The 22,117-nt window shown below is 75.5% G+C and carries 14 protein-coding genes; 3 read left to right on the forward strand and 11 right to left on the reverse strand.

Features of this window, described 5'->3' with window-relative positions:
- Nucleotides 1–1,947, forward strand: a 1,947-nt coding sequence (locus tag ABZS66_RS43000) for a xanthine dehydrogenase family protein molybdopterin-binding subunit (protein ID WP_354768313.1), incomplete at its 5' end; no start/stop codon positions are given.
- Here ABZS66_RS43000 and ABZS66_RS43005 read toward each other — a convergent pair.
- The 6 genes from ABZS66_RS43005 to ABZS66_RS43030 all read right to left on the reverse strand — a co-directional run bounded on the left by ABZS66_RS43005 (nucleotide 1,922) and on the right by ABZS66_RS43030 (nucleotide 11,315).
- Entirely contained in the window at nucleotides 1,922–5,233 is a 3,312-nt protein-coding gene (locus ABZS66_RS43005) for a BTAD domain-containing putative transcriptional regulator (protein WP_354768315.1), read from the reverse strand. The two genes, ABZS66_RS43000 and ABZS66_RS43005, sit on opposite strands and share 26 nt — an antisense overlap.
- A 120-nt stretch (nucleotides 5,234–5,353) precedes the next feature.
- Nucleotides 5,354–6,139 (reverse strand): SDR family oxidoreductase, encoded by a 786-nt coding sequence (locus tag ABZS66_RS43010; RefSeq protein WP_354768317.1) that lies wholly within the window; start codon nucleotides 6,137–6,139, stop codon nucleotides 5,354–5,356.
- The gene (locus ABZS66_RS43015; RefSeq protein ID WP_354768319.1) at nucleotides 6,136–7,218 is read right to left on the reverse strand and encodes a hypothetical protein; all 1,083 of its coding nucleotides are present in this window, start codon (nucleotides 7,216–7,218) and stop codon (nucleotides 6,136–6,138) included. Before ABZS66_RS43015 ends, ABZS66_RS43010 begins: the two co-directional genes overlap by 4 nt.
- Nucleotides 7,219–7,267: 49 nt before the next feature.
- Complete coding sequence (locus ABZS66_RS43020; protein WP_354768321.1) at nucleotides 7,268–7,951, reverse strand: hypothetical protein; 684 nt, start codon at nucleotides 7,949–7,951, stop codon at nucleotides 7,268–7,270.
- A gap of 46 nt (nucleotides 7,952–7,997) precedes the next feature.
- Entirely contained in the window at nucleotides 7,998–9,968 is a 1,971-nt protein-coding gene (locus tag ABZS66_RS43025) for a protein kinase (protein WP_354768323.1), read from the reverse strand.
- Nucleotides 9,969–10,145: 177 nt separating this feature from the next.
- Nucleotides 10,146–11,315: a S8/S53 family peptidase gene (locus ABZS66_RS43030; RefSeq protein ID WP_354768325.1), complete on the reverse strand. Its 1,170-nt coding sequence runs from the start codon at nucleotides 11,313–11,315 to the stop codon at nucleotides 10,146–10,148.
- A 119-nt stretch (nucleotides 11,316–11,434) separates the two neighbouring features.
- Between ABZS66_RS43030 and ABZS66_RS43035 the strand changes: the two genes are divergently transcribed.
- The gene (locus ABZS66_RS43035) at nucleotides 11,435–14,065 is read left to right on the forward strand and encodes a CHAT domain-containing tetratricopeptide repeat protein (protein ID WP_354768327.1); all 2,631 of its coding nucleotides are present in this window, start codon (nucleotides 11,435–11,437) and stop codon (nucleotides 14,063–14,065) included.
- Nucleotides 14,066–14,330: 265 nt separating this feature from the next.
- A complete protein-coding gene (locus ABZS66_RS43040) occupies nucleotides 14,331–17,747 on the forward strand; it encodes a hypothetical protein (protein WP_354768329.1) in 3,417 nt (1,138 codons plus the stop codon).
- Nucleotides 17,748–18,093: 346 nt separating this feature from the next.
- On the opposite strand, the gene ABZS66_RS43045 is transcribed toward ABZS66_RS43040, so the two are convergent.
- The 5 genes from ABZS66_RS43045 to ABZS66_RS43065 form a co-directional block, all read right to left on the reverse strand.
- Nucleotides 18,094–19,230 (reverse strand): SigB/SigF/SigG family RNA polymerase sigma factor, encoded by a 1,137-nt coding sequence (locus tag ABZS66_RS43045; protein WP_354768331.1) that lies wholly within the window; start codon nucleotides 19,228–19,230, stop codon nucleotides 18,094–18,096.
- A 94-nt stretch (nucleotides 19,231–19,324) separates the two neighbouring features.
- Nucleotides 19,325–19,558, reverse strand: coding sequence for a PAS domain-containing protein (locus ABZS66_RS43050; RefSeq protein WP_354768333.1), 234 nt, complete (start codon nucleotides 19,556–19,558; stop codon nucleotides 19,325–19,327).
- A gap of 73 nt (nucleotides 19,559–19,631) precedes the next feature.
- On the reverse strand, nucleotides 19,632–20,348 hold the full coding sequence (locus tag ABZS66_RS43055; RefSeq protein ID WP_354768335.1) for an STAS domain-containing protein: 717 nt from the start codon (nucleotides 20,346–20,348) through the stop codon (nucleotides 19,632–19,634).
- Between the two features lie 164 nt (nucleotides 20,349–20,512).
- Nucleotides 20,513–21,355, reverse strand: a complete 843-nt coding sequence (locus ABZS66_RS43060; RefSeq protein WP_354768337.1) for a TIGR04222 domain-containing membrane protein — start codon at nucleotides 21,353–21,355, stop codon at nucleotides 20,513–20,515.
- Between the two features lie 181 nt (nucleotides 21,356–21,536).
- On the reverse strand, nucleotides 21,537–22,040 hold the full coding sequence (locus ABZS66_RS43065) for a hypothetical protein (RefSeq protein WP_354768339.1): 504 nt from the start codon (nucleotides 22,038–22,040) through the stop codon (nucleotides 21,537–21,539).
- Nucleotides 22,041–22,117 lie beyond the last annotated feature (77 nt).

Below are 22,117 nucleotides of genomic sequence, written 5' to 3' on the forward strand. Positions count from 1 at the left end.
GGCTGGGTGTCCACGGTGGACACCCAGCCGGCGCTCGCGCTCGACGGGGTGCTCGCCGTCGTGTGGCACGGCAGCGCGCCGCGGCTGGAGCCGATCGGCGACCCCGGCCTGCTGGTGCTCCAGTCGCCCCGCATCCAGTACCGCGGCGAGGTCGTCGCGATGGTCGTGGCCACCTCCCTCGAACGCGCCCGGGAGGGCGCCGAGGCGGTGGTGGTCGACGAGCAGCCGGTGGCGGCCGACACCGAGCTGCGGGCCGACCACCCGGCGCTGTACGTGCCCGAGACGGTCAACGCCGGCTACCCCGGCGTCAGCACGGTCGGCGACTTCGACCGCGGGATGGCCACGGCCGCCGTGCGGGTCGACGCCACCTACCGCACCCCGGCGATGCACCACGCCGCGATGGAGCCGCACGCCGCGACGGCGTTCTGGGAGCGCGGCAACCTCGTCGTGTTCGACGCGACGCAGTCCTCGACGAGCGTGCGGGACGCCCTCGCCGGGCTGTTCGAGATGCCGCCGCAGATGGTGCGGGTGATCAACGAGCACGTCGGCGGCGGCTTCGGCTCGAAGGGGCCGGGCCGGGTGACCGCGGTGCTGGCCGCGATGGCCGCCAAGTGCGTCGGCCGGCCGGTCAAGCTGGCGCTCACCCGGCAGATGCTGTTCTCGCTGGCCGGGTACCGCACCCCGACCATCCAGCGGGTCCGGCTCGGCGCCGACGAGCGGGGCCGGCTGGTCGCGATCGGCCACGACGCGGTGAGCCAGACGTCGAAGGTCATCGAATTCGTCGAGCAGACCGCGGTGATCAGCCGGACGATGTACGCCGCCCCGAACCGGCACACCACGCACCGCGTCGCGCCGCTCGACGTGCCGCCGCCGACCTGGATGCGGGCGCCCGGCGAGTGCCCCGGTGCGTTCGCGCTGGAGTCGGCGATGGACGAGCTCGCCGTGGCCGGCAACTGGGACCCGGTCCAGCTGCGCCTGGTCAACGACACCCAGGTCGACCCGGAGCTCGGCATCCCGTTCAGCAGCCGGCACCTCGCCGAGTGCCTGCGCGACGGCGCCGAGCGGTTCGGGTGGCCCGGCCGCGACCCGCGGCCCGCGGTGCGCCGCGACGGGCGCTGGCTGGTCGGCACCGGGGTCGCCGCGTCGACGTTCCCGGCGATCACCTGGCCGTCGACCGCGACCGCCCGGGCGACCGCCGACGACCACTTCGACGTGCAGGTGAACGCGGCCGACATCGGCACGGGCGCCCGCACCGCGCTGCGCCAGATCGCCGCCGACGCGCTCGGCGTCGCCCAGCACTGCGTCGAGATCACGGTCGGCGACAGCGCGATCGGGCCGGCGCCGGTCGCCGGCGGCTCGATGGGCACCTCGTCGTGGGGCTGGGCGGTCACCGAGGCGTGCCGGCGGGTGCGCGAGCGCATCGACAGCATTCACCACGGGCGGGTGCCGGCCGAGGGCGTCTTCGCCACCGCCGACACCACCGACGACGTCGCGGCGCGGGAGGACCTCGCGCGGTACTCCTTCGGCGCCCAGTTCTGCGAGGCGCGCGTCGACCCCGGCACGGGCGAGGTCCGGGTGAGCCGGCTGCTCGGGGTCTTCGCGGCCGGCCGGATCGTCAACCCCACCACGGCCCGCTCGCAGCTCATCGGCGGCATGACGATGGGCCTGTCGATGGCGCTCATGGAGCGCAGCGTCATGGACCGGCGCACCGGCGACTTCGTGACCGACGACCTGGCCAGCTACCACGTGGCCGTGAACGCCGACGTGCCGGCGATCGAGGCGCGCTGGATCGACGAGGACGACCCGCACCTCAACCCGATGGGCACCAAGGGCATCGGCGAGCTCGGCATCGTCGGCACCGCGGCCGCGGTCGCCAACGCCGTGTACCACGCGACGGGCGTCCGGGTCCACGACCTGCCGATCACCCCGGCGTCCCTGCTCCGCTGACCCCTCCACCGGCACCCAGCCGGGCGTCCAGGTCGGCCACGCGGTCCTCGGCGCCCAGCGCCGCGAACAGCGCCCGGGCCTCGGTCCAGGCCGCCCGGGCCGCGGCGGCGTCCAGTGTGGACTGCGCCGCGCCCAGCGCGGTGAGGGCCGCGGCCAGGAACGCCGGCCAGCCCCGCGTGCGCCACAGCCGGACCGACTCGGCCAGCAGCGCGACCGCCTCGGCGGGCCGGCCGGCGGCCAGCTCCAGCTCGCCGAGGACCGCGAGCGCGTCGGCGACGTGGTGGGTCATGTTGTACTCCCGGCCCAGCGCGAGGGACGCGGCGGCCGCCGACCGGGCGCGGCCGTCGTCGCCGCGCTTGGCGTGGACCCGGGCGTAGGCGAGCATCGTGAGCGCCTCGGCGTAGTGGTCGCGGTACCGCTCGGAGATCGCCCGCGACTCGTCGAGGAAGGCGAGGGCCTCGTCCAGCCGGCCCATCTCGCCGTGGCCGATGCCGGTGAACTGGAGCACCGCCGCCTCGTAGCGGGGGTTGCCGAGTGCCCGGGCGGCGGTCAGCGCGGCCTCCAGGTGGGCCGGGATCGGCGCGAAGCGGCCCTGCTCGCGGTAGGTCAGGCAGAGCGCGATGTGCGCCCGGGCCTGCCCGCCGAGGTGGCCGGTGGCCGTGGCCAGCTCCAGCCCGCGGGTCGCCGCCGCGACCGCCTCGGCGTACGCGCCGCGCGCCGCCAGGCCCCAGGCCCGCATCACCTCGGCGTCGGCGGTCCCGCGGGGTTCCCCGGCCGCGGTGAACAGCTCGCGGACCCGATCGCCGTCGGCCTCCAGGCCGGCCATCGCCCCGCCGTCGGCGTGGGTGGTGTTCCAGGCCCGCACCTCGGCCAGCCCGCGCAGCATGACCGCCTCGCCGAGCCGGTTGCCGGTGCGCCGGCACAGCAGCATGACCCGCTCGTTCGTGCCGCGCCACGACTCGTACATGCCGCGCAGGTCGAAGTACTTCTCCAGGGTCCCGGCCAGGTCGAAGGCCAGGTCGTCGAGGCCGTGGTCGCAGGCCTGGGCGACCGCCGCCAGCAGCGCCGACCGCTCGGCGTCGAACCAGGCGAGCGGGTCGACCCGGGCCGGCAGCGCCACCGGCGTGCGGGCCGCGGTGCCGTGCAGGACCGCGAAGCACGGGCCGGGCACGCCCGGCGCCATCCGCTCGGCCAGCGACAGCCAGCCGCCGAGGCCGCGGGCCAGCACGCCGGCGACCTCCTCCGGCGGCACCAGCGAGCGCGCGTAGAGCCGGACCAGGTCGTGCAGGCGGTACCGCACCTGGCCGATCGCGTCGGTCCGGGCGAGCTGGAGCAGCTGGGCGTCGACGAGGGCGTCGAGCGGCTCGACCGCGTCGTCCGGCGGCACCTCCAGCAGGCACGCGGCCAGCCACACCGGCACGTCGGGCGCGTCGAACAGGCCCAGCATCGCGAGCAGCCGGGCGGCGACCGGGTCGAGGCCGCGGTACGACAGGGCCAGCGACGCCCGCACCGCGAGGTCGCCGGCGGCGAGCCGGTCGAGGCGGCGGCGCTCGTCGGCCAGCAGGGCGGTGAGGCCGGCGATCCGCCAGCGCGGCCGGGCCGCCAGCCGCGCCCCGGCGACCCGCACCGCGAGCGGCAGCCGGCCGCAGAGCCCGACGAGCTCGGCCGCGCGGTCCGCCTCGGCCGCCACCCGCTCGGCCCCGGCCACCTCGGCGAGCAGCCGCAGCGCGTCGCCGGGCGGGAAGTCGCCGAGGTCGAACCACCGGGCGCCCTCGACGCCGGCCAGGCGGGCCCGGCCGGTGAGCACGACCGCGCAGCTCGCCGAGCCGGGCAGCAGCGGGCGGACCTGGTCCTCGCCGGCGGCGTTGTCGAGCACCACGAGCACGCGGCGGCCGTTGAGGCGGCTGCGGTACAGCGCGGAGGCCTCGACCGGGTCGTCGGGCACGGCCTGGCTGTCGACGCCGAGGGCGCGCAGGAACCGGGCCAGCACCTCGATCGGCGCCGCCGGGGCCGGGTCGATGCCGCGCAGGTTGGCGTAGAGCTGGCCGTCGGGGAACGCGCCGGCCACGAGGTGCGCCACGTGCACGGCGAACGCCGTCTTGCCGACGCCGCCCATGCCGGCGATCCCGGCCACGACGAGCGCCGGGCGGGGCGCCGTGAGCAGCTCGACGGCTGCGCCGACCTCGGCGTCCCGGCCGGTGAAGTCGGGGATGTCCGGCGGCAGCAGCGCCGGCACGGTCAGCACCGCCGCCGGCCGCTCGCCGGCCGCGACCGCCTCGTGCGGCCCGGGCACCTCCTCGCGCAGCACCCGCAGGTGCGCCGCCCGCATCTCCTGCGACGGCTCTACGCCCAGCTCGTCGACCAGCCGGGCGCGCACCTCGGCGTACAGCCGCAGCGCCGCCGCCCGCTCCCCACCGCCGGCCAGCAGCAGCACCAGCCGCGCGTGCAGGCCCTCGTGGAACGGCTCGTCGCGGGTCAGGTCGCGCAGCGGCCCGGTCGCCTCGGCGTAGCGGCGCAGCTCGATCGCCAGGTCGGCCAGCCGCAGCGCGGCCGCCAGCCGCTGCTGGCCGAGCGCCTCGGCCGCCGGGTGGGCCCGCAGCCGGGCGTTGGCGTCGGCGAGCACCGGCCCGCGCCAGCCGCGCAGCGCCTCGTCGAGCAGGCGCAGGGCCTCCTCCGGCTCGCGCTGCTCGGCCTGGCCGACGAGGCCCGCGAACCGGCTCACGTCCACCGTGTCGGCGGGGACGCTCAGCCGGTACCGCCCGTGCGTCAGCGGCAGCACCCCGCCCGCGCCGGCCCGGTCGCCGGCCGGGTCGAGGATCGTGCGCAGCCGCCCGACCGCCGCGTGCACCTGCGCCGGCGCGGTCTTCGGCGGGCGCGGCCCCCACAGCGTCTCGACGATCTCGTCCCGGGACACCGCCCGGTCCACCTGGAGCGCCAGCAGGCCCAGCAGCCCGCGCTGGGCCGAGGTGGCGACGCCGATCGGCTGGCCGGCCCGGATCACCGCGAGTGGCCCGAGCACGCCGATGCGGGTCGTCTCGCGCCCGCGGCCGGCCCGGTCGAGCACGGCGAGCAGCTCGGCCCGCTCGGCGGGGGAGAGGACCAGGGCCGCCGCGAGCCGCTCCAGCGACGCCGCGTGCGGGTGGCGGACCCGGTCGCGCTCGATGTCGCGCAGCGCGCGCACGCTGATCCCGCTGCGTGCGGCGAGTGACTCCTGAGTGAGTCCGGCCCGCCGCCGGTAGCGCTCGATGAGGGCGCCGAGCGGCGCTACTTGGGCCGATGACTCCATCCGACGCCTTGGACCGGGTGCCGTGCGGCACGACTCCGGCAGAAATCTGCCGGCGCCGATTCTGCCGGTTGCCGCGCGACGGGTCCAGTGCAGGGTCCACGGCAGGGTCTACGGCAGGGTCTACGGCAGGATCGCGTCGACGTAGCCGCCGTCGACGCGCACGGCGCCGCCCGTAGTGGCCGACGCGAGCGGGGAGGCGAGGTAGACGACCAGGTTGGCGATCTCCTCCGGCTCGATCAGGCGCTGCAGGAGCGACTGGGGCCGGTGCTCGCGCATGAACTCGCGCTGCGCCTGGTCCCACGGCAGGGCCGGGTCGACGAGCTCGTAGACGAACTGCTCGACGCCTTCGGTGTGGGTCGGGCCGGCGATCACCGTGTTGACCGTCACACCGGTGCCGGCGGCGGTCTTGGCGAACCCGCGGGCGACGGCGAGCAGCGCCGTCTTCGAGACGCCGTAGTGGATCATCTCGGCCGGGGTGACCACCGCCGAGTCGCTGCCGATGTACTGCACGCGGCCCCACCGCCGGGCCATCATCCCCGGCAGGTAGGCCCGGGTGAGCCGGACGCCGGCCAGGACGTTGACCTCGAAGTACCGCCGCCACTCGGCGTCGTCGATCTCCAGCGCCGGGCGGGCGCCGAAGACGCCGAGGCTGTTCACCAGGATGTCGACCTCCGGCAGCAGCTCGAGGACCCGGGCCGTGCCCTCGTCGGTGCTCACGTCGGCCGGCACGGCGACGAGGTCCCCGGCGTCGCCGAGCCGCTCGACGGCGGCGGCGACCGACGCCTCGCTGCGGCCGTTGACGCCGACCCGCGCGCCGGCGCGGGCCAGGCCGCGGGCGATCGCCGCGCCGATGCCCTGGGTGGAGCCGGTGACCAGGGCGGTTCGCCCGGAAATGTCAATGTTCACGCCGTCAATCGTGCCACCGGCGCGGCGGCCGGCGTCTCCTCCCGCCAGCGGGTCAGCATCGGCGCGGGGGCCCAGCCCAGCTCGCGGGAGCGGAAGACGGCGTCGGCGCACCGGGCGGCCCAGCTGCGGCGGGCGGCCGCCAGGGGTACCGAATCGTCGAGGAGACTGCCGCGGAGGTCCTGGAGCACCCGGATGGCGTGCTCGAACGCCGGCACCTCGCGCTCGCGCTCCGCCAGCCCGGCCATCCAGTCGACGCCGCGGCCGTCGCACGCCTCGCACGCGCAGCCCCACAGCGCCGGCTCCCGGTGGCCGCGCTTCGCCCGCGCGATCGCGCCGAGCCGCCGGTACGAGAGCGTCGGCCGGAAGACCGTGGACGGCGGCGGGCGGGGCACCGGTCCCCGCACGTCGTAGCGCGGCGCCAGGTGCCGCAGCGCGCCGACCGTGCCGACGGCCGCCGCCGCGGCGCCGTGGCAGAGCGCGCCGAGCGCCGACACGTCGCTGCGCAGCAGCAGGACCGGCACCTCGCAGCGCAGCAGCTCCAGCAGGCCGGCGACGACGCCCGGCAGCGCGAACGGGTCGCGGGCGGCCTCCAGCACGAGCGCCACCGGCACCGCCGCCGCGCGGACGTGCCCGGTGAGCACCGCGCGGCGCATCCGGTCGTGCAGCCACGACGGGTGCAGCGGGAGGACGGCGATGGCGCCGGGGACGGCCGCCGCGCGGTGCAGCAGGCCGGCGAGGCCGCGCTCGTCGTCGGCGTCGACGTAGCCGGAGTCGGTGAGCACCGGCAGGCCGAGCTCGCGCTGGCGGCGCAGCCAGCGCGGGTTGAAGGGGGCGCTGGCCGGCAGCCGGGCCTGGCCCGCGTACCGCGCCGCGTCGAGCAGCAGCGGCGCCCCGAAGTCCCGCTGTCGCAGCAGGTAGGCGGCGGTGGCGAGCAGCCCGGCCTCGTCCCGCCGGTGCGGCGAGACGACCAGCCCGCCGCGGTGCCGGTCGGCGATCGGGGCGCAGCGCAGGGCCTGGTTCGCCGAGCAGTGCACGAGCAGGCTGCGTTCGGTGATCATGACCCACGCCGATCCCGTCACGGTTGGTACCTCAATGGTAACCGACCGTGCGGCCGACATGAATATTTATCTATTTATTGCAACGCACGACGAAGGTCGCCGAGTCGCTGGCGGTGCTCGGCGCGCTCACCGCGACCGCGACCTTGCGCGAGCCGCTGGTCTCCGGGACCGAGAACGTCCATTTCCGGGTGTACGTCGTGCCCTGCGCGGTGCCGGTGAACCGTTCGCCGTCGACCGTGTAGGTGACCGCGGCGCCGGACTGGCTGACCCGGATCCGCAGGGTGGCCGTCACCTGCCGGGACTGGTCGTTGGCGCAGGGCCCTGCGTAGCCGGGCGGATCCAGGGTCAGCGAGATCGAGGTGACCGTGCCCTTCGGCCCGCTGGTCGTCTTCGACGGCGTCGGCTTCTTGGTCGGCGACGGCGAGCTGCTGCTCGACCCGAGCGACGGGCTCGGGTCCGTCGTCGCCTCGGGCGACGGGCTCTCGTCCGGCACCACCGGCGGCAGCGCCGACTGGGTGGCCGACGCCTTCTGGTCGGACGCGTCGGTGTTGCCGCCGCTGACCAGGGCGGCCACGACCAGCGCGACGATCAGCGTGCCCGACAGGCCGCCGGCGATGAGCAGGCCCATCGTGCGCCGGGTGGCGGCGGCCGCCGCCTCGGCGCTCTGCGCGTCCTGCTCCTGCGCGTACTCTTCGCCGGGCTCGCGGTCGAGAAACCGCGGCAGCCCGTCGCGCGTCATGTCGTCCTCGTCCACTCCGCTCGCTCCCCGCTCCCGCTCGGATACCCGCGACAGTATGCCGTCACGAGCACGAGTTGCGGAACGTGACGTGGTTCGACTGGCGTCCGGTGGGCGTTGTCACGTCGAACCAGAACTCCGTCGTCTTGCGTGTGCCCAGGCCAACCCCGATGGAGAAACTCTCCGTGTAGACGCCGTTGCGGGCGGTGCCCTCGACGGGTGTGCCGGAGTTTTCGGCGTCGGAGTTCATCTGGTACCGCACGGGCGTCGCCGCGCTCGTGCTGACCCGGATCGTGATGGTCGCGGTGACGGTGGTCGCGTACCGGCAGCGTCCCGTGTAGTTGGTGGTGTCGAAGCTCAGCGCCGCGCCGGTGGTGGCGGGCGGCTTGGGGCTGGCCGGCCTGGTCGTCGACCGGGTCTTCGAGGGTGAGGGGCTGGCCGAGGGGCTGGTCTGGACGGGCGGCGCGCTGCTGGGCTCGGGTGACGGTGCGGGGCTGGACGTGGTCACCAGGGCCTGGGCGGGCTCGCCGGTGACGGCTGCGGGGTCGCCGCCTCTGGTCAGCAGGCCGACGGTCACGAGGAGGGCGAGGACGGCGGCGCCCGCGAGGCCGGTGAGCACGGCCCGCCGGTGCTTGCGCCTGGGCTCGGCGGGCCGCTCCTCGACGTTCGGGGGCGGACTGTAGCCGGACGCATACGCACCGCCGAGGATCGGCGGGGTCTCGTTGGTCGGATCGTCGTCGTCGGCGACGGCCTGCGCGGCCTGCGCGGCCTGCGCGGCCTGCGCGGCCTGCGCGGCCTGCGCGGGTGGTCCAGCCTGGGTGATCGGCCCGGTCTCCCCGGTCGGCTCGTCCTCCGCAACCAGGGCGGCAGGCTCGTCTCCGGCGGCGGCCGTGGTGGCCGGCTCGTCCCCGGCGGTGGCCGTGGTGGCCGGCTCGTCGCCCGCAGCCGGTGCGGTGGCGTCGGCGGCCGGCCCGTCCCCGGCGCCGTCACTGGCGCCGTCACTGGCGGCGTCACTGGCGGCGTCGTCGGTGGCGGCCGCGGTGGTCTGCTCGGCCCCCGCGGTCGGCTCGTCGTCCGCGACCGGTGCGGCGGTGCCGGCGGACCCGGCGGCCGGCCCGTCCTCGGTGGCCTCGCCGGTCGGCTCGGTCGCGGCCAGGATGATCGGTGTTTCGGTGATCTGTGCGGCTTCGCCGGGCTCGTTCGCCACGACGGACATTTCCGATTTGTCGGTCACCGCACCGGCCGGCGGCGTCACGCGTTCGGTCTCCGCCACCTCCAGCGCCGCCAGCAGCGCCTCGCGGGCCGCAGCGCCCGTCAGGCGGGTCTGCGGGGACTTGTCCAGGAGGCCGTCGACGACCGCCGTCAGCGCGCCCGCGTGCTCCGGGCGGGGGTGCGGCTCCGACACCGCCGTGAACAGCCCGGACAGCGCCTCGCCGGCCACCTGGAACGGGTTGCGGCCCTCGACCGCGAAGTACAGGGTCGCGCCCAGCGAGAAGTGGTCCGCGGCCGCGTCGGCCACGCCGTCGCGCAGGCGTTCGGGCGCCACGTAGCCGGGAGAGGCCAGCAGCGTCCCCGGGCCCAGGGCCAGGGCCACCGAGAAGTCCGTGAGGCGGGCCCGCCCGTCCGCGTCGACCAGGACGTTCGACGGCTTGACGTCGCCGTGGACCACGCCCTGCGCGTGCGCCGTGGCCAGGGCGTCCTGCAGTGCCAGGCCCAGCTCGGCGGCGGCGCGCGGCGACAGCGGGCCGGCGTCCAGGACGAGGCGTTCGAGCGAGCGGCCGGCGACCAGGTCCATGACGATCCACGGGCGGCCGTCGTCGACGACGACGTCGTGGACCGCGACGACGTGCGGGTGGTCGAGGCGGGCCGCGTCCTGCACCTGGCGGGTCAGCTCGGCCCGTTCCGCCTCGGGCAGGGTGGCCGGGAAGCGGACCTCCTTGACCGCGACGTGCCGCTGCGACCGCAGGTCGGTGGCGCGCCACACGATGCCCATGCCGCCCGCGCCGACCGGGTAGTCGAGCCGGTACCGGTCCATGAGTGTGACGCTCAACCTGCCGCTCCCGCCCAAAGCCCGTGCATCAACGCAACAGTTCACCACCTGTCCGGCCCGGTGGCGGTTCAGCCTGACGGCCGGTTCACTGTGCCTGATCGGAGTATGTCAGGACGACCCCCGTCCCGCCGGGGCGGGACGGGGGTCGCGGGGGTCACCCGGTCACTGCAGGGCGGGGTAGCCGCCGATCTGCTGGCCGGCGAGCGCCGCGCGCAGCTGCTCGGCCGCGGCCGTGACGGAGCCGGCGGCGGCCACCCGCTCGACGATCGCGGCGACGACCTTCGGGGCCGCGAACGAGGTGCCGCTCCACTGCGCCCAGCCGCCGGCGAAGCTCGGGTGGTTGATGAAGGTGCTGACGACGTCCTCGCCCGGGGCGACCAGGGTCACCCAGGGACCGTGGTTGCTCCACTCGCACACCGCGGTGCCGTTGTGGGCGGCGACGGCGAGCACGCGCGGGGCCCACGCGGTACCACTGGAGGCAAAGGCCGCCGGCCAGAACGGACGCTCGGTGATGCCGTTGTTGCCGGCGGCCGCCACCACGACCCGACCCGGGTTGCTCAGGAACGTCTGCAGCGCCAGGGAGAGCACCGCGGGCGGCTGGTCGCCGACGGAGAAGCCGCCGAGCGAGAGGTTGAGCACGTCGACGTCGTCGAGCGCGGTGATCTTCGCGGCCAGGTCGGCCTCGGTGCACACGCCGAAGCTGTCGAGCACCTTCACGATGCGCACCTGCGCGGCCTCGGTGCCCTGCACGACGACCCCGGCGATGAAGTTCGCGTGCCCGACGTCCGAGTCGAGCTCGCCGTCGTTGTCGCCGTCGAGGACCGTCTCGTGGTTCTCGTTGGTCGCGGAGTAGCAGCCGGCGGGCAGCGGGCTGTCGACCCACACGCCGGTGTCGAGCACGACGACCCGCACCGGGGAGGCGCCCGACGCCAGCGGCGCGAGCTTGGCGTCGAGGGCGGCGCAGGCGACGGGCGGGCCGAACGGGCCGCCGTGGTTGTACGGCGTGGAGGTGAACACGTGGTTCGGGCCGACGACCGCGTCGGGCAGCTGCCCGCGCAGCTGGCGGACGGCGGCGGCGACGTCGAGGCCGGACGTGCGCAGCCGGCGCAGCCCGCGGGCCGGCTCGTCCTCGCGGATCTCGCTGGAACGGTGCCCCAGCCCGTTCAGCGTGCGGTGGGCGATCCCGGTGCCCGAGTCCTGGACCAGGATCTCGTCGCGGACGAACCGGACCGGCCGGCCGTCCTGCAGCTCGGTGCGCAGCCACGGGATGCCGGCCAGGCGCTGGTCACGGCGCCGTTCCCAGCGCTGGAAACGATCGCGTGCAACGGTCATGAATGCTCCTCAATCGGTTCTCTTCGACGCAAAGGACAAGTTCCCGACAGCAGAACCAGTGACTAGAGACGCCTACCCGGCATCGTGATACACGTCCGCACCTTTGGCAGGATGCAACCATGACGGCAGCGCCCGTGCTCACCCCCGCCGACGAACTGGCGCAGCGGCTGCTCCCGATTGTCGGCGCCGACCCGGTCCGGGCCAAGGCCCTCGCCGAGGCGGCGTTGCGCGACGCGAAGCGCGACGGCGACCCCGCCGCGGAGGCGGTCGCCCTGCGTGCGCTGGGTCTGGCCGCCCACGCGCAGCACGACGCGGGCCGCGCGGCCGAGCTGCTGCGTGCCTCGATCGCGGTCGCCCGGAAGGCCGGGTTCCGCGTCCATGAGGCCGAGGCCCGCATGAGCCATGCGTACGTCCTGGAGGACCTGGGCCGGCCGACCGCCGCGCTCAAGGAGATCGACCGGGCGCTCGCCGAGCTGCGGGGACACCGCCGCGCCCGCGCCTCGATGCAGCGCGCGCTGATCCTCGACCGCCTCGGTTACGACCTGCAGGCCATGGAGTTGTACCGCAGCGCGCTGCGCGCCTTCCGGTCCTCCGGCGACGAGGTGTGGGAGGCCCGGACGCTGACCAACCGGGGCGTTCTGCACGGGTACCGGGGCAACCTCAAACAGGCGGAGAGCGATCTGCGCCGGGCCCAGGCGCTCTACAACCGCCTCGGCATGGCGACCGCCGCCGCGCAGGTCGAGCACAACCTCGGCTTCGTCGCCGCGCAGGCCGGCGACGTGCCGACCGCGCTCGCCCGCTACGACCGGGCGCACGACCGGCTGTGGAACACCGGCAGCGCCGCCTACGGCCTGCTCGACCGGGCCGACCTGCTGCTGTCGGTGCGGCTGCTGCCGGAGGCCGAGGCGGCCGTGCGGGCGGCCATCGACGCCTCCGCCGACGGGCACCTCGACCTGCTGTTCGGCCAGGCCCACGTGACGCTCGCCCGGATCCTGCTCGCCGTCGGCAAGCTGCAGGACTCCCGTACGGCCGGGGCCGCCGCCCGGCGGACCTTCGTCAAGCAGGGCCGGCCGGTGTGGAGCGCCCGCGCCCGGCTCGTCGAGCTGGCCGCGGTGGTGGCGGCCGGCCGGGCCAACCGCGGCACCCTGCGCGAGCTGCGCGCGGCCGCCGGCAGCCTGGTCGAGGCCGGCTGGCTGCAGCCCGGCTGGGACGGGCTGCTCGACGCCGCCCAGCTCGCCGTCGACCTCCGCGAGCTGCACACCGCCCGCGAGCTGCTCAGCGAGGCCGCCCCCGCCGCCAAGCTCGGCCCGCCCCAGCTGCGGGTGCGCTGGTGGCACATCCGGGCCCGGCTGGAGCTGGCGTCCGGTTCGGTGCCGGATGCGGTACGGGCGGCGACCGCGGGACTGCGCCAGGCCGACGCCTACCGGGCCAGTCTCGGGGCCACCGAGCTGCGGGTGCGGGGCAGCGCGGAGACGGCCGCCCTGGCCGGGCTCCGGCTGCGGCTGGCGCTCGACCACCACGGCCCGTCGGCCGCCCTGACCTGGGCCCAGCGCTGCCGGTCGGCCGCGCTGACGCTGCCGCCGGCCCGCCCGTCCACCGACCCGGTCGTCGCCCGGCACCTCACCGAGCTGCGCCGCATCGGCGGGGAGCTGGCCGCGGCGCCGACCGGCCCGCAGCGCACCAACCGGCTGCTGCGCCGGCAGCGGTTCCTGGAGGCGGAGATCCGGCGCCGGACCTGGCGCACCCCGGGCACGTCCTCGTCCTCGTCCCCGGCCTCGTCGCAGGAGCTGCCGCTCGCGGCGCTGACCTCGGCCCTGGGCGAGCGGGTGCTCGTCGAGCTGCTCGACCTCGACGGCCTGCTGCACGCCCTGGTCGTGCGCGGCCGGCGGGTCGTCCACCGGGTGGTCGGCAAGATCGAGGAGGTCGCCGCCGAGCTGGAGTCGCTGCGGTTCGCGCTGCGCAGCCAGGTCCTCGGGCAAGGCGGCACCGCGGCCGAGCGGCTGTCGCGGCAGGTGCTGCTGCTGGACCGGCTGCTGCTCGACCCGCTCGCCGACCTGATCGGCACCGGCCCGATCGTGCTGGTACCGACCGGGGCCCTGCACGCCCTGCCGTGGACCATGCTCCCGCGCCTGCGCGGCCGCTCGATCGCCGTCGCCCCCTCCGCGGCGATCTGGTGGCGGGCCGCCGCGCAGCCGCCCGCCCCCAGCGACCTGGTGCTGGTCGGCGCGCCCTCGGCGGCGCAGGCGGCCGACGAGGTCCGCGAGATCGCGTCCGACCGCCCGGGCGCGACGGTCCTGGCCGGCGAGCAGGCGCGGGTGGCACCGGCCCTCGCGGCCCTGGACGGCGCCGGGATCGGGCACATCGCCTCGCACGGGGAGTTCCGGGTCGACAACCCCCTGTTCTCGTTCCTCATGCTCGCCGACGGGCAGCTCACGGTGTACGACCTGACGGCCCTGCACCGCCCGCCCGCGCTGCTGGTGCTGTCCGGCTGCGACACCGGCCTGGCCGCGGTGCACCCGGGCGACGAGCTGATGGGCCTGGTCGCGGCGCTGCTGAACATGGGGACGGCGACGGTGGTCGCGTCCACCGGGCCGGTCGACGACGGGGCCACCCGGGTGCTGATGCGCGCCTTCTACGGGCACCTCGCGGCCGGGCACCGGCCGGCGTCGGCGCTCGCCCTCGCCCAGTCGGAGGCGGCGCCGCAGGACCGGCCGAGCACGGACTCGTTCGTCTGTTTCGGCGCCGGTTAGGTGCAAGAAACCTCCGCGAAGCCAAGAAGTGCGTCGCGTAGCGGCGCGTGGGGGGTGTGGGGTGGGAACCCCCCACGAAACCGCGGGCGAAGCCCGGGGAGTGAAAATCTGTTTCGGCGCCGGTTAGGTGCAAGAAACCACCGCGAAGCCAAGAAGTGCGTCGCGTAGCGGCGCATGGGGGGTGTGGGGTGGGAACCCCCCACGAAACCGCGGGCGAAGCCCGGGGAGTTAAAAACTGTCGGTCCCTGGACCTACGATGTGCCCCGTGATCGATCGCCGGGTCCGCTCGCCGCGGCTGCCGCTCATCGCGGCGGCGGTGGTCCTCGCCCTGGGCGCCGCCGTGGCCTGGGGCTTGTCCGGCGCGCTCGGGCTCAGTTACACGCCCGCGAGCGTGCCGGCCGAGCCGGCCGAGGCCGCGCCGCCGCAGGACGCCGCGGCGCCGCCGCCGATCACCGCGATCCGGGTCCCGGCCGTGGCCCGGCTGCGGCTCGCCGCGACCGCCGTCGCCGACGCCGTGCAGCAGCGGGGCCGCCCCCGGCCCGCCGTCGTGCAGGAGACGCCGGGCGAGCAGACCGCCCCGGGCGGGCTCGACGTCCGGCTCGTGCCGGCGGTGACGCCCGAGTCGTTCCGGCTGACCGGCGCGCCGGGCGCGCTGGTCGTCGAGGCCGCCGACCTCGCCGGGGCCGCGACCGGGCTCTACACGGTGGCCGACCGCATCCGGTCCGGCGCCGAGGTGCTGCCGGCCGACCAGCGCGGCACGGTGGTCACGCCGCGGCTCGGGCTGCGGCTCACCGACGCCGGCGCCGTGGGGCGGGAGGCCGACGTCGCCGCGTTCGCCGCCGGCACCGACTACTCGCTGAACACCGACGTCGTCGGCAGTGCGCTGCTGCCCGAGGCGCCGTGGGTGGACAAGGCCGCCGTCGACCGGATCTCGCGCGAGTTCCAGGAGTTCGTCGACCATGCCCTCGCCCAGGGGTATAACGGCGTGGTCGTGCCGGGCTTCCTGGAGTACGTCACCTTCTCCTCGATCGGCGGCGGGCACGCCGTCTATCCGGAGGGCGACGACCACATCGCCCGCGCCGACGCGCTCGTCGCGGCGTTCGGGCCGGTGTTCCGCTACGCGCGCGACATGGGCATGCGGGTCTACCTGCTCACCGACATGCTGGCGCTGTCTCCGCCGCTGGAGCGCTATCTGGAGCGCACGACCGGTGGGCTCGACACCACGAGCGCCCGGTTCTGGCAGGTGTACCAGGCGGGGCTCGCCGAACTGTTCGACCGGATGCCGTTCGTCAGCGGCCTCATGGTGCGCGTCGGCGAGGGCGGCGACGTCTACAAGCAGCCCGGCTGGGACTACTCGTCGCGGATCGCCGTCACCAGCGCCGCCGGGGTGCGGGCCATGCTCACCGCGCTGCTGCACACGGCCGGCGCGGCCGGCAAGGACGTCATCTTCCGCACCTGGACGGTCGGCGTCGGCGCGGTCGGCGACCTGCACACCAACCCGGCCTCCTACGAGGAGGTGCTCGGCGGCATCGACGACCCGCACCTGATCGTCTCCACGAAGTACAGCGCGGGCGACTTCTACAGCCACCTGCCGCTCAACCCGACGCTCACCACCGGCTCCCAGCGGCGGATCGTGGAGTTCCAGTCGCGGCGGGAGTTCGAGGGCTTCGGGGCGCTGCCCAATGACCTCACGGTGCTGCACCAGCAGGCCCTCCAGCGGTTCCTCGCCGCCAACCCGCACGTCGAGGGCGTGTGGACCTGGACGCAGGACGGCGGGCCGCTGCGCGCCGGGCCGATGTCGCTCGTGCTGCGCAGCGGGTTCTGGCAGCTGTACGACCTGAACTCCTACGCGCTGGGCCGCCTCGCGCACGACCCGGAGACGCCGGCCGCGCGGATCACCGCCGACTGGGCCCGGCAGACGTTCTCCGAGGACCCGCGCACGGTCGCCGCGATCGGGCGGATGATGGCGATGTCCCGCGAGGCGGTGACCAAGGGGCTCTATGTCTCGCCCTACGCCGACCACTCGGTGCGCGCGCTCGGCCTGGAGCCGCCGCCGATGATGTGGATCTTCGAGTGGGACATCGTCACCGGCGACTCGGCGGCCCTCGACAGCATCTACGCGGTGAGCCGCGGCCGGGTCGACGAGGCGATCGCCGACGGGGAGCGGGCGGTGACGCTCGCCGCCCAGATGCACGACGAGGTGGCCGCGACCGACCCGGCGACCTGGCGCGACGCGACCCAGCGGGCCCGGCTCATCGACACGCTGTCGTATGAGGTGGACCTGTTGCGCACCCTGAGCGCCTACCGGGCGACGGTCCTGCACCACGCCCAGTGGCTCGACACCGGCTCCTCGTCCGCCTACACGGCGTGGAAGGACGCCGAGTCCCGCTACCGGGCGGCGCGCGACGCCCACCTGGCCCGCTACAGCGGCGACGTGGACCTGCCGGCGTACAACTTCACCGCGGCCGACCTCGGCGCCGAGCGGGCCGGCCGGGACGTCGCGATGGCCTGGGCCGCCCGCGTCCTGCTCCTGCTGATCTTGCTCGTGCTGCTGCGCGGCGCCCTGCGCCGCCCAGGCTCGCCGGGCGCCCGCGGGCTGCGCGCGCTCACCCTCGGCGCGTTCCGGCCGTGGCGGCTGGCCGACCTCGACGAGGCGCCCAGCCCCGTCGACCGGGTGCTCGTCGTCGCCGTGCCAGTGGCCGCGCTGGTCGCCAGCCGCCTGGTCTTCACCTGGTTCGCCGCCCCGGCCCACGTGCTGGTCACGCTCGGCGGCTGGGTGCTGTTCGCGGCCACGGCCCGGTTCGTCGTCGGCCGCCGCGACCCGTTCCACCTGTGGGCGGTGATCGGCGGCATCGCCCTCCTGCGCACCGCCCTGCTGCTGGCCGCGCTGGCCCTGCGCGGCCCGGGCCACTACTGGTTCGTGTTCTGGACCGCGCCCGGCTGGCGCGCGGCGTACGTGGTCGTGGCCTTCGCCGCCTTCGCCTGGCTGTTCGCGGGCACGGCCCTGGTCCTGCGCGACCACTACGGCCTGCTCCGCCGCCGCGCCGTGGGCGCCGCCCTGGCCACCTTCGGCGCCCCGCTGGCCGTGCTGTCGGCGGTTGTGGCGGCGATCGGGCTGGAGCGCGCGCTGACGATCTGGAACGACCAGCTGGCCCTGCTGCCGTGGGGGTTGTCGCGGATTCTGGGCATCACGGTGTACCTGGGGATCCCCACGTCGCTGCCGCTGTTCACCGGGCTGGCCGGCCTGCTGCTGGTGGCGGCCGGCGCGCTGCTCTCCCTGGGTCGCCGCCCACCGCGCCGCCCGGCCCACGCCTTACCCGGCCGCGGCGGCCCCCCGACCCGCTCCGGCTCCGCGCTGCCCCCACCCGCCGCCGGCACCACGTCCTCCCACCCGCGCCTGCCAGCCTCATCGTCGCCAGCGGCCGCGCCGCTGCCAGCGTTACCACGGCGCCCTACGCCCGCCGGCGGCCCGACACCTCCACCAGGCCCGACGGCTCTGGGCGGACCGGCGTCGCCCACGGGTCCGGTGGCGTCGGCCGGCTCGGCTCCCGCTTCGGGGCTGCCGGTGGCGCCGGCCAGCTCAGAGCCCGCTCCGGGGCCGGTGGCGCCCGGTGGGTCGGCGTTTCCGCCCGGTCCGGAGCCGTCGGGGCCGGGCGCTCCTGCGGTGCCGGCGGTCTCCTAGGGTCTGGCGGGAGTCCCGGTTTCGTCTGGCGGTGGCCCTCGGAAGGCCCCCGACCGGTGTTGTCATGGCGGTCTTGTCGCCGGGCATTCGCGGGGTGGCGTCAACGCCGCGGGTGAGCCGGCCGGGCTCGGCTGCACCAGGCCGGCCTTGGCGACGAATCCGAACCCGCCGCGACTCGGCCTCAGTCTCTCTGTCCTGCCGATCGTGCCGGCCAGCTGCCCGGCGGCCCGGCGGCCCGGTTTTCATGATCCATGGAGACTTCTGGCTGTCATAGCTACCAGAACGCTCCATCGATCATGGGTCCGCCCCCGCTTGAGCCCGCCGGGGCGGGGCCTTGGTCGTGGCGCTACTCGGTCAGGCGGCGGCGGAGGAAGTTCAGGGACTGGCGGAGCAGGCGGCTCACGTGCATCTGGGACAGGCCCACCCGGTCGGCGATCTCCGCCTGCGTCAGGTTGCCGTAGAAGCGGAGGGTCAGGATGCGCTGCTCGCGCTCCGGGAGGCGGTCGAGCAGCACGTGCAGCGACTCGCGGTAGTCCACCAGGACGAACTCCGGCTCGTCGGAGCCAATGGCGTCCTGGAGCGTCGCCTCGTCGTCGGCGCCGATGCTGGGGGCGTCCAGGGACATCGGGTGGTACGCGTGCACGGCGCCGATCACCTCGATCACCTGCTCCTCGTCGACGTCCAGGTGGGCGGCGAGGTCCGGGACCGTGGGGGAGCGGCCCAGGGTCTGGACCAGGTCGTCGCGGGCCTGGTTGACGGCCAGGCGGAGCTCCTGCAGGCGGCGGGGCAGGCGGATGCCCCACGTGCGGTCCCGGAAGTACCGCTTGACCTCCCCGATGATGGTGGGCGTGGCGTAGGTGCCGAACTCGATGCCGCGGGAGGCGTCGAAGCCGTCGACCGCCTTCACCAGGCCCAGGCAGGCCACCTGGACCAGGTCGTTGAGCGGCTCGCCGGTGGCGCCGTAGCGGCGGGCCAGGCGACGGGCGGCCGGCAGGCACAGCTCGATGACGTCGTCGCGGGCCCGCTTGCGGGCCGGGTCGTCGGGGCGCAGCTGCTGCAGGCGGGCCAGCAGCTCGGTGACGTCGGCCGGCCAGTGGCCCTGCACGAGGTGCAGCGCCTCGAGGTCGACGTCGTGGCGGTCGGGGGCGGTCGCGGCCCAGCCGACGTCGACCTCCTCGAAGACGCCGAGCTGCTTGGCGACCCCGGCGATCTCCAGCGCGGTCAGCGCCGTGCCGGCCGCGCCGGTCAGGCGGACCGTGGCGTCGAGTTGCTGGGCGCGGTGCTGGAGGTACAGCAGGACCTTGATCGAGGCGGCGTCGACCAGGCGCAGGCCGGAGGTCTCGACGACGATGTCGCGGTCGCCCGCGTCGAAGAGCTCGAAGACGACCTGCCGCAGGTAGGGCACGGAGGCGTAGTCCAGGGCGCCGGTGACCTGCAGGACGCTCGCGTCGCGCCGGGTCGCCACGGTGATGGTCAGGTCCACCTTGCCCCCTTCCAACCGTTCCGCCCGGACTACGGCGGTTCGACCTGGCCCGCAGCGGGAGACGCGGCCACCTCCATGACCAGGATCACCCCGATCACACCACCCGGATCTCCACCTGACGGCCGCGGCGGTTGACCGCGGTCCGGGTCGACTCGGCCGACGTCGTGCGGCCGTCGAGCACGTCGCGGATGAGCGGCCGGAGCTCGGCCATGGACAGGCCGATGTCGATGCCGAGCAGGTGCTGGCCGACCGCCTCGTCCGAGCGTAGCCCCCACAGGTCCGCGGTGCGACGGTTCCATACGAGGACCTGCAGGTCGCGGTTCAGCACGCGCGGTGAACTCGTCCGGGTGGACCTGAAGGTGGTCGGGGTGGTCGGCGTGGTCCGCCAGGTTCACGTCACGCTACCGCGAGCCGGGGCGCCGCAGCGTCGTCCACACAACCTTCCCGTCGGTGGTCCGGACGCAGCCCCAGCCGGCCGAGAGCGCCTCGATGATCAGCATGCCGTACCCGTCGGACGAGCGGCGCGGCCGCTCCTGGCTGCCGTCGCGCACGCTGAGGTGCAGGTGGTGCCGGCGCAGCGCGAGCGAGATGACCGCGGCGGTCCGGGCGTGCTGGACCGCGTTGGCCACCAGTTCCGTCGCGATGAGCGCCGCGTGGTCGGTGAGCGCGCGGATCCGCCAGCGCGCGCACGCGCGGTCGACGAACTCGCGCGCCAGGTGGGTCGCGGCGGGCTCGCCCGGCAGGTCGGCCGAGATCCGCCGGGGGCCCGGCCGCCGGTCGTGCGCGGCCTCGGCCTCGGCCCGGGTGGCGAACACCGGGAGCCGCCGGCCGGCCGCGTGCGTCTCCAGGTGGCCGGTGAGGGCCGGCGAGGGCCCGACGAGCATCACCGAGACCTCCGCCTCGGCCGCCTGCCGGGCCAGCACCGGGAACACGGCGAGCGTCCCGTCGTCGCGGACCTCGACCGCGGAGACGTCGATGAGCAGCAGGTCCGGGTGGTCGGCCAGCGCCTTGCCGGCCGCCGCGCGCAGCACCGGCGCCGAGCCGTCGGTGAGCAGACCGGCGGCCCGGATCAGGGTGACCGGGTGGTCGGGCTCGGCGAGGCAGGTCAGCGTGGTCATGACCGGGATGCGTCGCGGCTTCGCGACGGGAAGGCCACCAGCTCGGCGGGTGCGCCCACGAGGACGAGCCCATTGGGACCGGCCATGGCGCGACGCTACGCGGGAACCGGCGGGTCGGTGCGATCCACGGTCGGGCCGGTACCCGTTGCCGGACCCGGCAAACGTCAGTCCCGGCCCCACCAGTGCCAGCCGACCGGGCCCGTCGGGCCGGGGTCGAAGCCGGGCTCGGCGCTCGTGTCCGCCGGCGGGCGGGGACGGTCCAGCGGAATGTCCACAGTGGACCGGGACGCGGCCGCGGCGAAGGCCGGGTCGATGCTCGCCATCACGTCCGGGCCGTGGACGGCGACGGCGAGCGCGGCGGTCGGCGGGCCGAACGTGTGCCAGTCGGCGCGCAGGAAGCCGCCCTCGGCCCGCAGCCGGTCGAGCAGCGCCCGGGTGCGGCGAGGCAGCCGCGGCGCCAGCAGGAACGCGCTGCCGCCGGCGGTCACGGCCAGCGCGGCCTCGACGTGCAGGGTCACCGGGTGGTGGTACGACAGCCGCACGATCACGAACGTGAGCGCCAGCGCGACGAGCCCGGCGATCGGGATCGCCCCCTCGCGCAGCCGCCGCCGCGCCCGGGCGTCGATCAACAGCCCCCGCTCGGCGAGGGAGTGGCCGGCGGCGGTGACGATCCGCCGTAAGGCGGGGTCCTGGTCCGGCGCGACCTCCCGACCGACGGCGTCGAGGACCGCGTGGTCGAGCTGGGTCGCCTCGTCGTGCGCGGGCCCGATGCGCCGCAGCGTGAGCCCGTCGGCGGCGACGGCGTGCGCGACCCGCAGCGCGGCGAGCGACGCGGCGATCGCCCGGGCGCTCCCGCCGGCGAGCAGGGCCAGCTCGAGCGGCGTCGGGTCGCCGACCTCGGGCCCGCGGGTGACGGGCCGCCGCCACAGCAGCACGCCGATCGCGGCGAGGCAGGCGAAGAGGCCGTACCACCAGACGAACGCCTCACCCGACAGCGCGAGCTCCATGTCCGTCATTGTCCAGGCACGGGCAAGGGCTGAGAGAGCGCTCTCCAGCACGATGGCCTTGACATTGACCGGATGGACAAGGAAGGCTTGAGAGAGCGCTCTCTAGCAGCGCTTCCCCCTGAGGGCGGGGGAGGCGGGCCGCGCCGCTTCGTTGGCGGACGGCGCGGCCCGTCCGCTGTTGCTAGATGCGGGCGCCCGGGTGGTGCAGGGCGTAGGCGAAGCGCTCGTCGGCCTTCGGGATCTCGACCAGGTTGCCGTCCTTCGACACGAAGGCGCCGCTGATCGCCTGGGTCGAGGAGCGGGTGGCCACGATGATGCCGGCCAGGAAGGCGATGAAGGCCAGCAGCATGCCGAGCGCCGCCGCGTCGCTCTGGGCGGCCGCGAACACCACCAGCAGGATCAACGACAGCACGATCAGGCCGAGGCCGATGAGCAGGTTGCGGGTGCGCTGGCCGGTGCACTTCGCGCACCACGGCCAGGCCGGCGCCTTGACCGTCTTGCGCAGGGCCATCACCACGATGAGGTACGGCAGCACGCCGGCGATGATCAGCACCGCGGCCCAGGCCGGCGGTTTCGAGATCAGATTGACCTTCTTCGTCGCTGTTGCCTGCTCGCCGTGCCGGGCGCAGACGGGCGGGAGGTGCCCGGCGGCGACCTGACCGGCCGGGATGGTGACCATAGGCATTGAAGCTCCTCAGCGAATGGGGCGGATCGCGAAGATTCTGGTGCCTGCCCGGTTGGCGGGGGTCAGCCGTCCGGTTG

Source organism: Dactylosporangium sp. NPDC005572, assembly GCF_040605515.1.
In the GTDB taxonomy this organism is placed as follows: domain Bacteria; phylum Actinomycetota; class Actinomycetes; order Mycobacteriales; family Micromonosporaceae; genus Dactylosporangium.

Bases quoted from the DNA above. Each gene is read 5' to 3' on its own strand.
- ABZS66_RS43005 (WP_354768315.1), bottom strand. From the start codon at position 5,233: ATGGAGTCATCGGCCCAAGTAGCGCCGCTCGGCGCCCTCATCGAGCGC.
- ABZS66_RS43025 (WP_354768323.1), bottom strand. From the start codon at position 9,968: ATGGACCGGTACCGGCTCGACTACCCGGTCGGCGCGGGCGGCATGGGC.
- ABZS66_RS43030 (WP_354768325.1), bottom strand. From the start codon at position 11,315: ATGACCGTTGCACGCGATCGTTTCCAGCGCTGGGAACGGCGCCGTGAC.
- ABZS66_RS43035 (WP_354768327.1), top strand. From the start codon at position 11,435: ATGACGGCAGCGCCCGTGCTCACCCCCGCCGACGAACTGGCGCAGCGG.
- ABZS66_RS43055 (WP_354768335.1), bottom strand. From the start codon at position 20,348: ATGACCACGCTGACCTGCCTCGCCGAGCCCGACCACCCGGTCACCCTG.
- ABZS66_RS43060 (WP_354768337.1), bottom strand. From the start codon at position 21,355: ATGGAGCTCGCGCTGTCGGGTGAGGCGTTCGTCTGGTGGTACGGCCTC.
- ABZS66_RS43065 (WP_354768339.1), bottom strand. From the start codon at position 22,040: ATGCCTATGGTCACCATCCCGGCCGGTCAGGTCGCCGCCGGGCACCTC.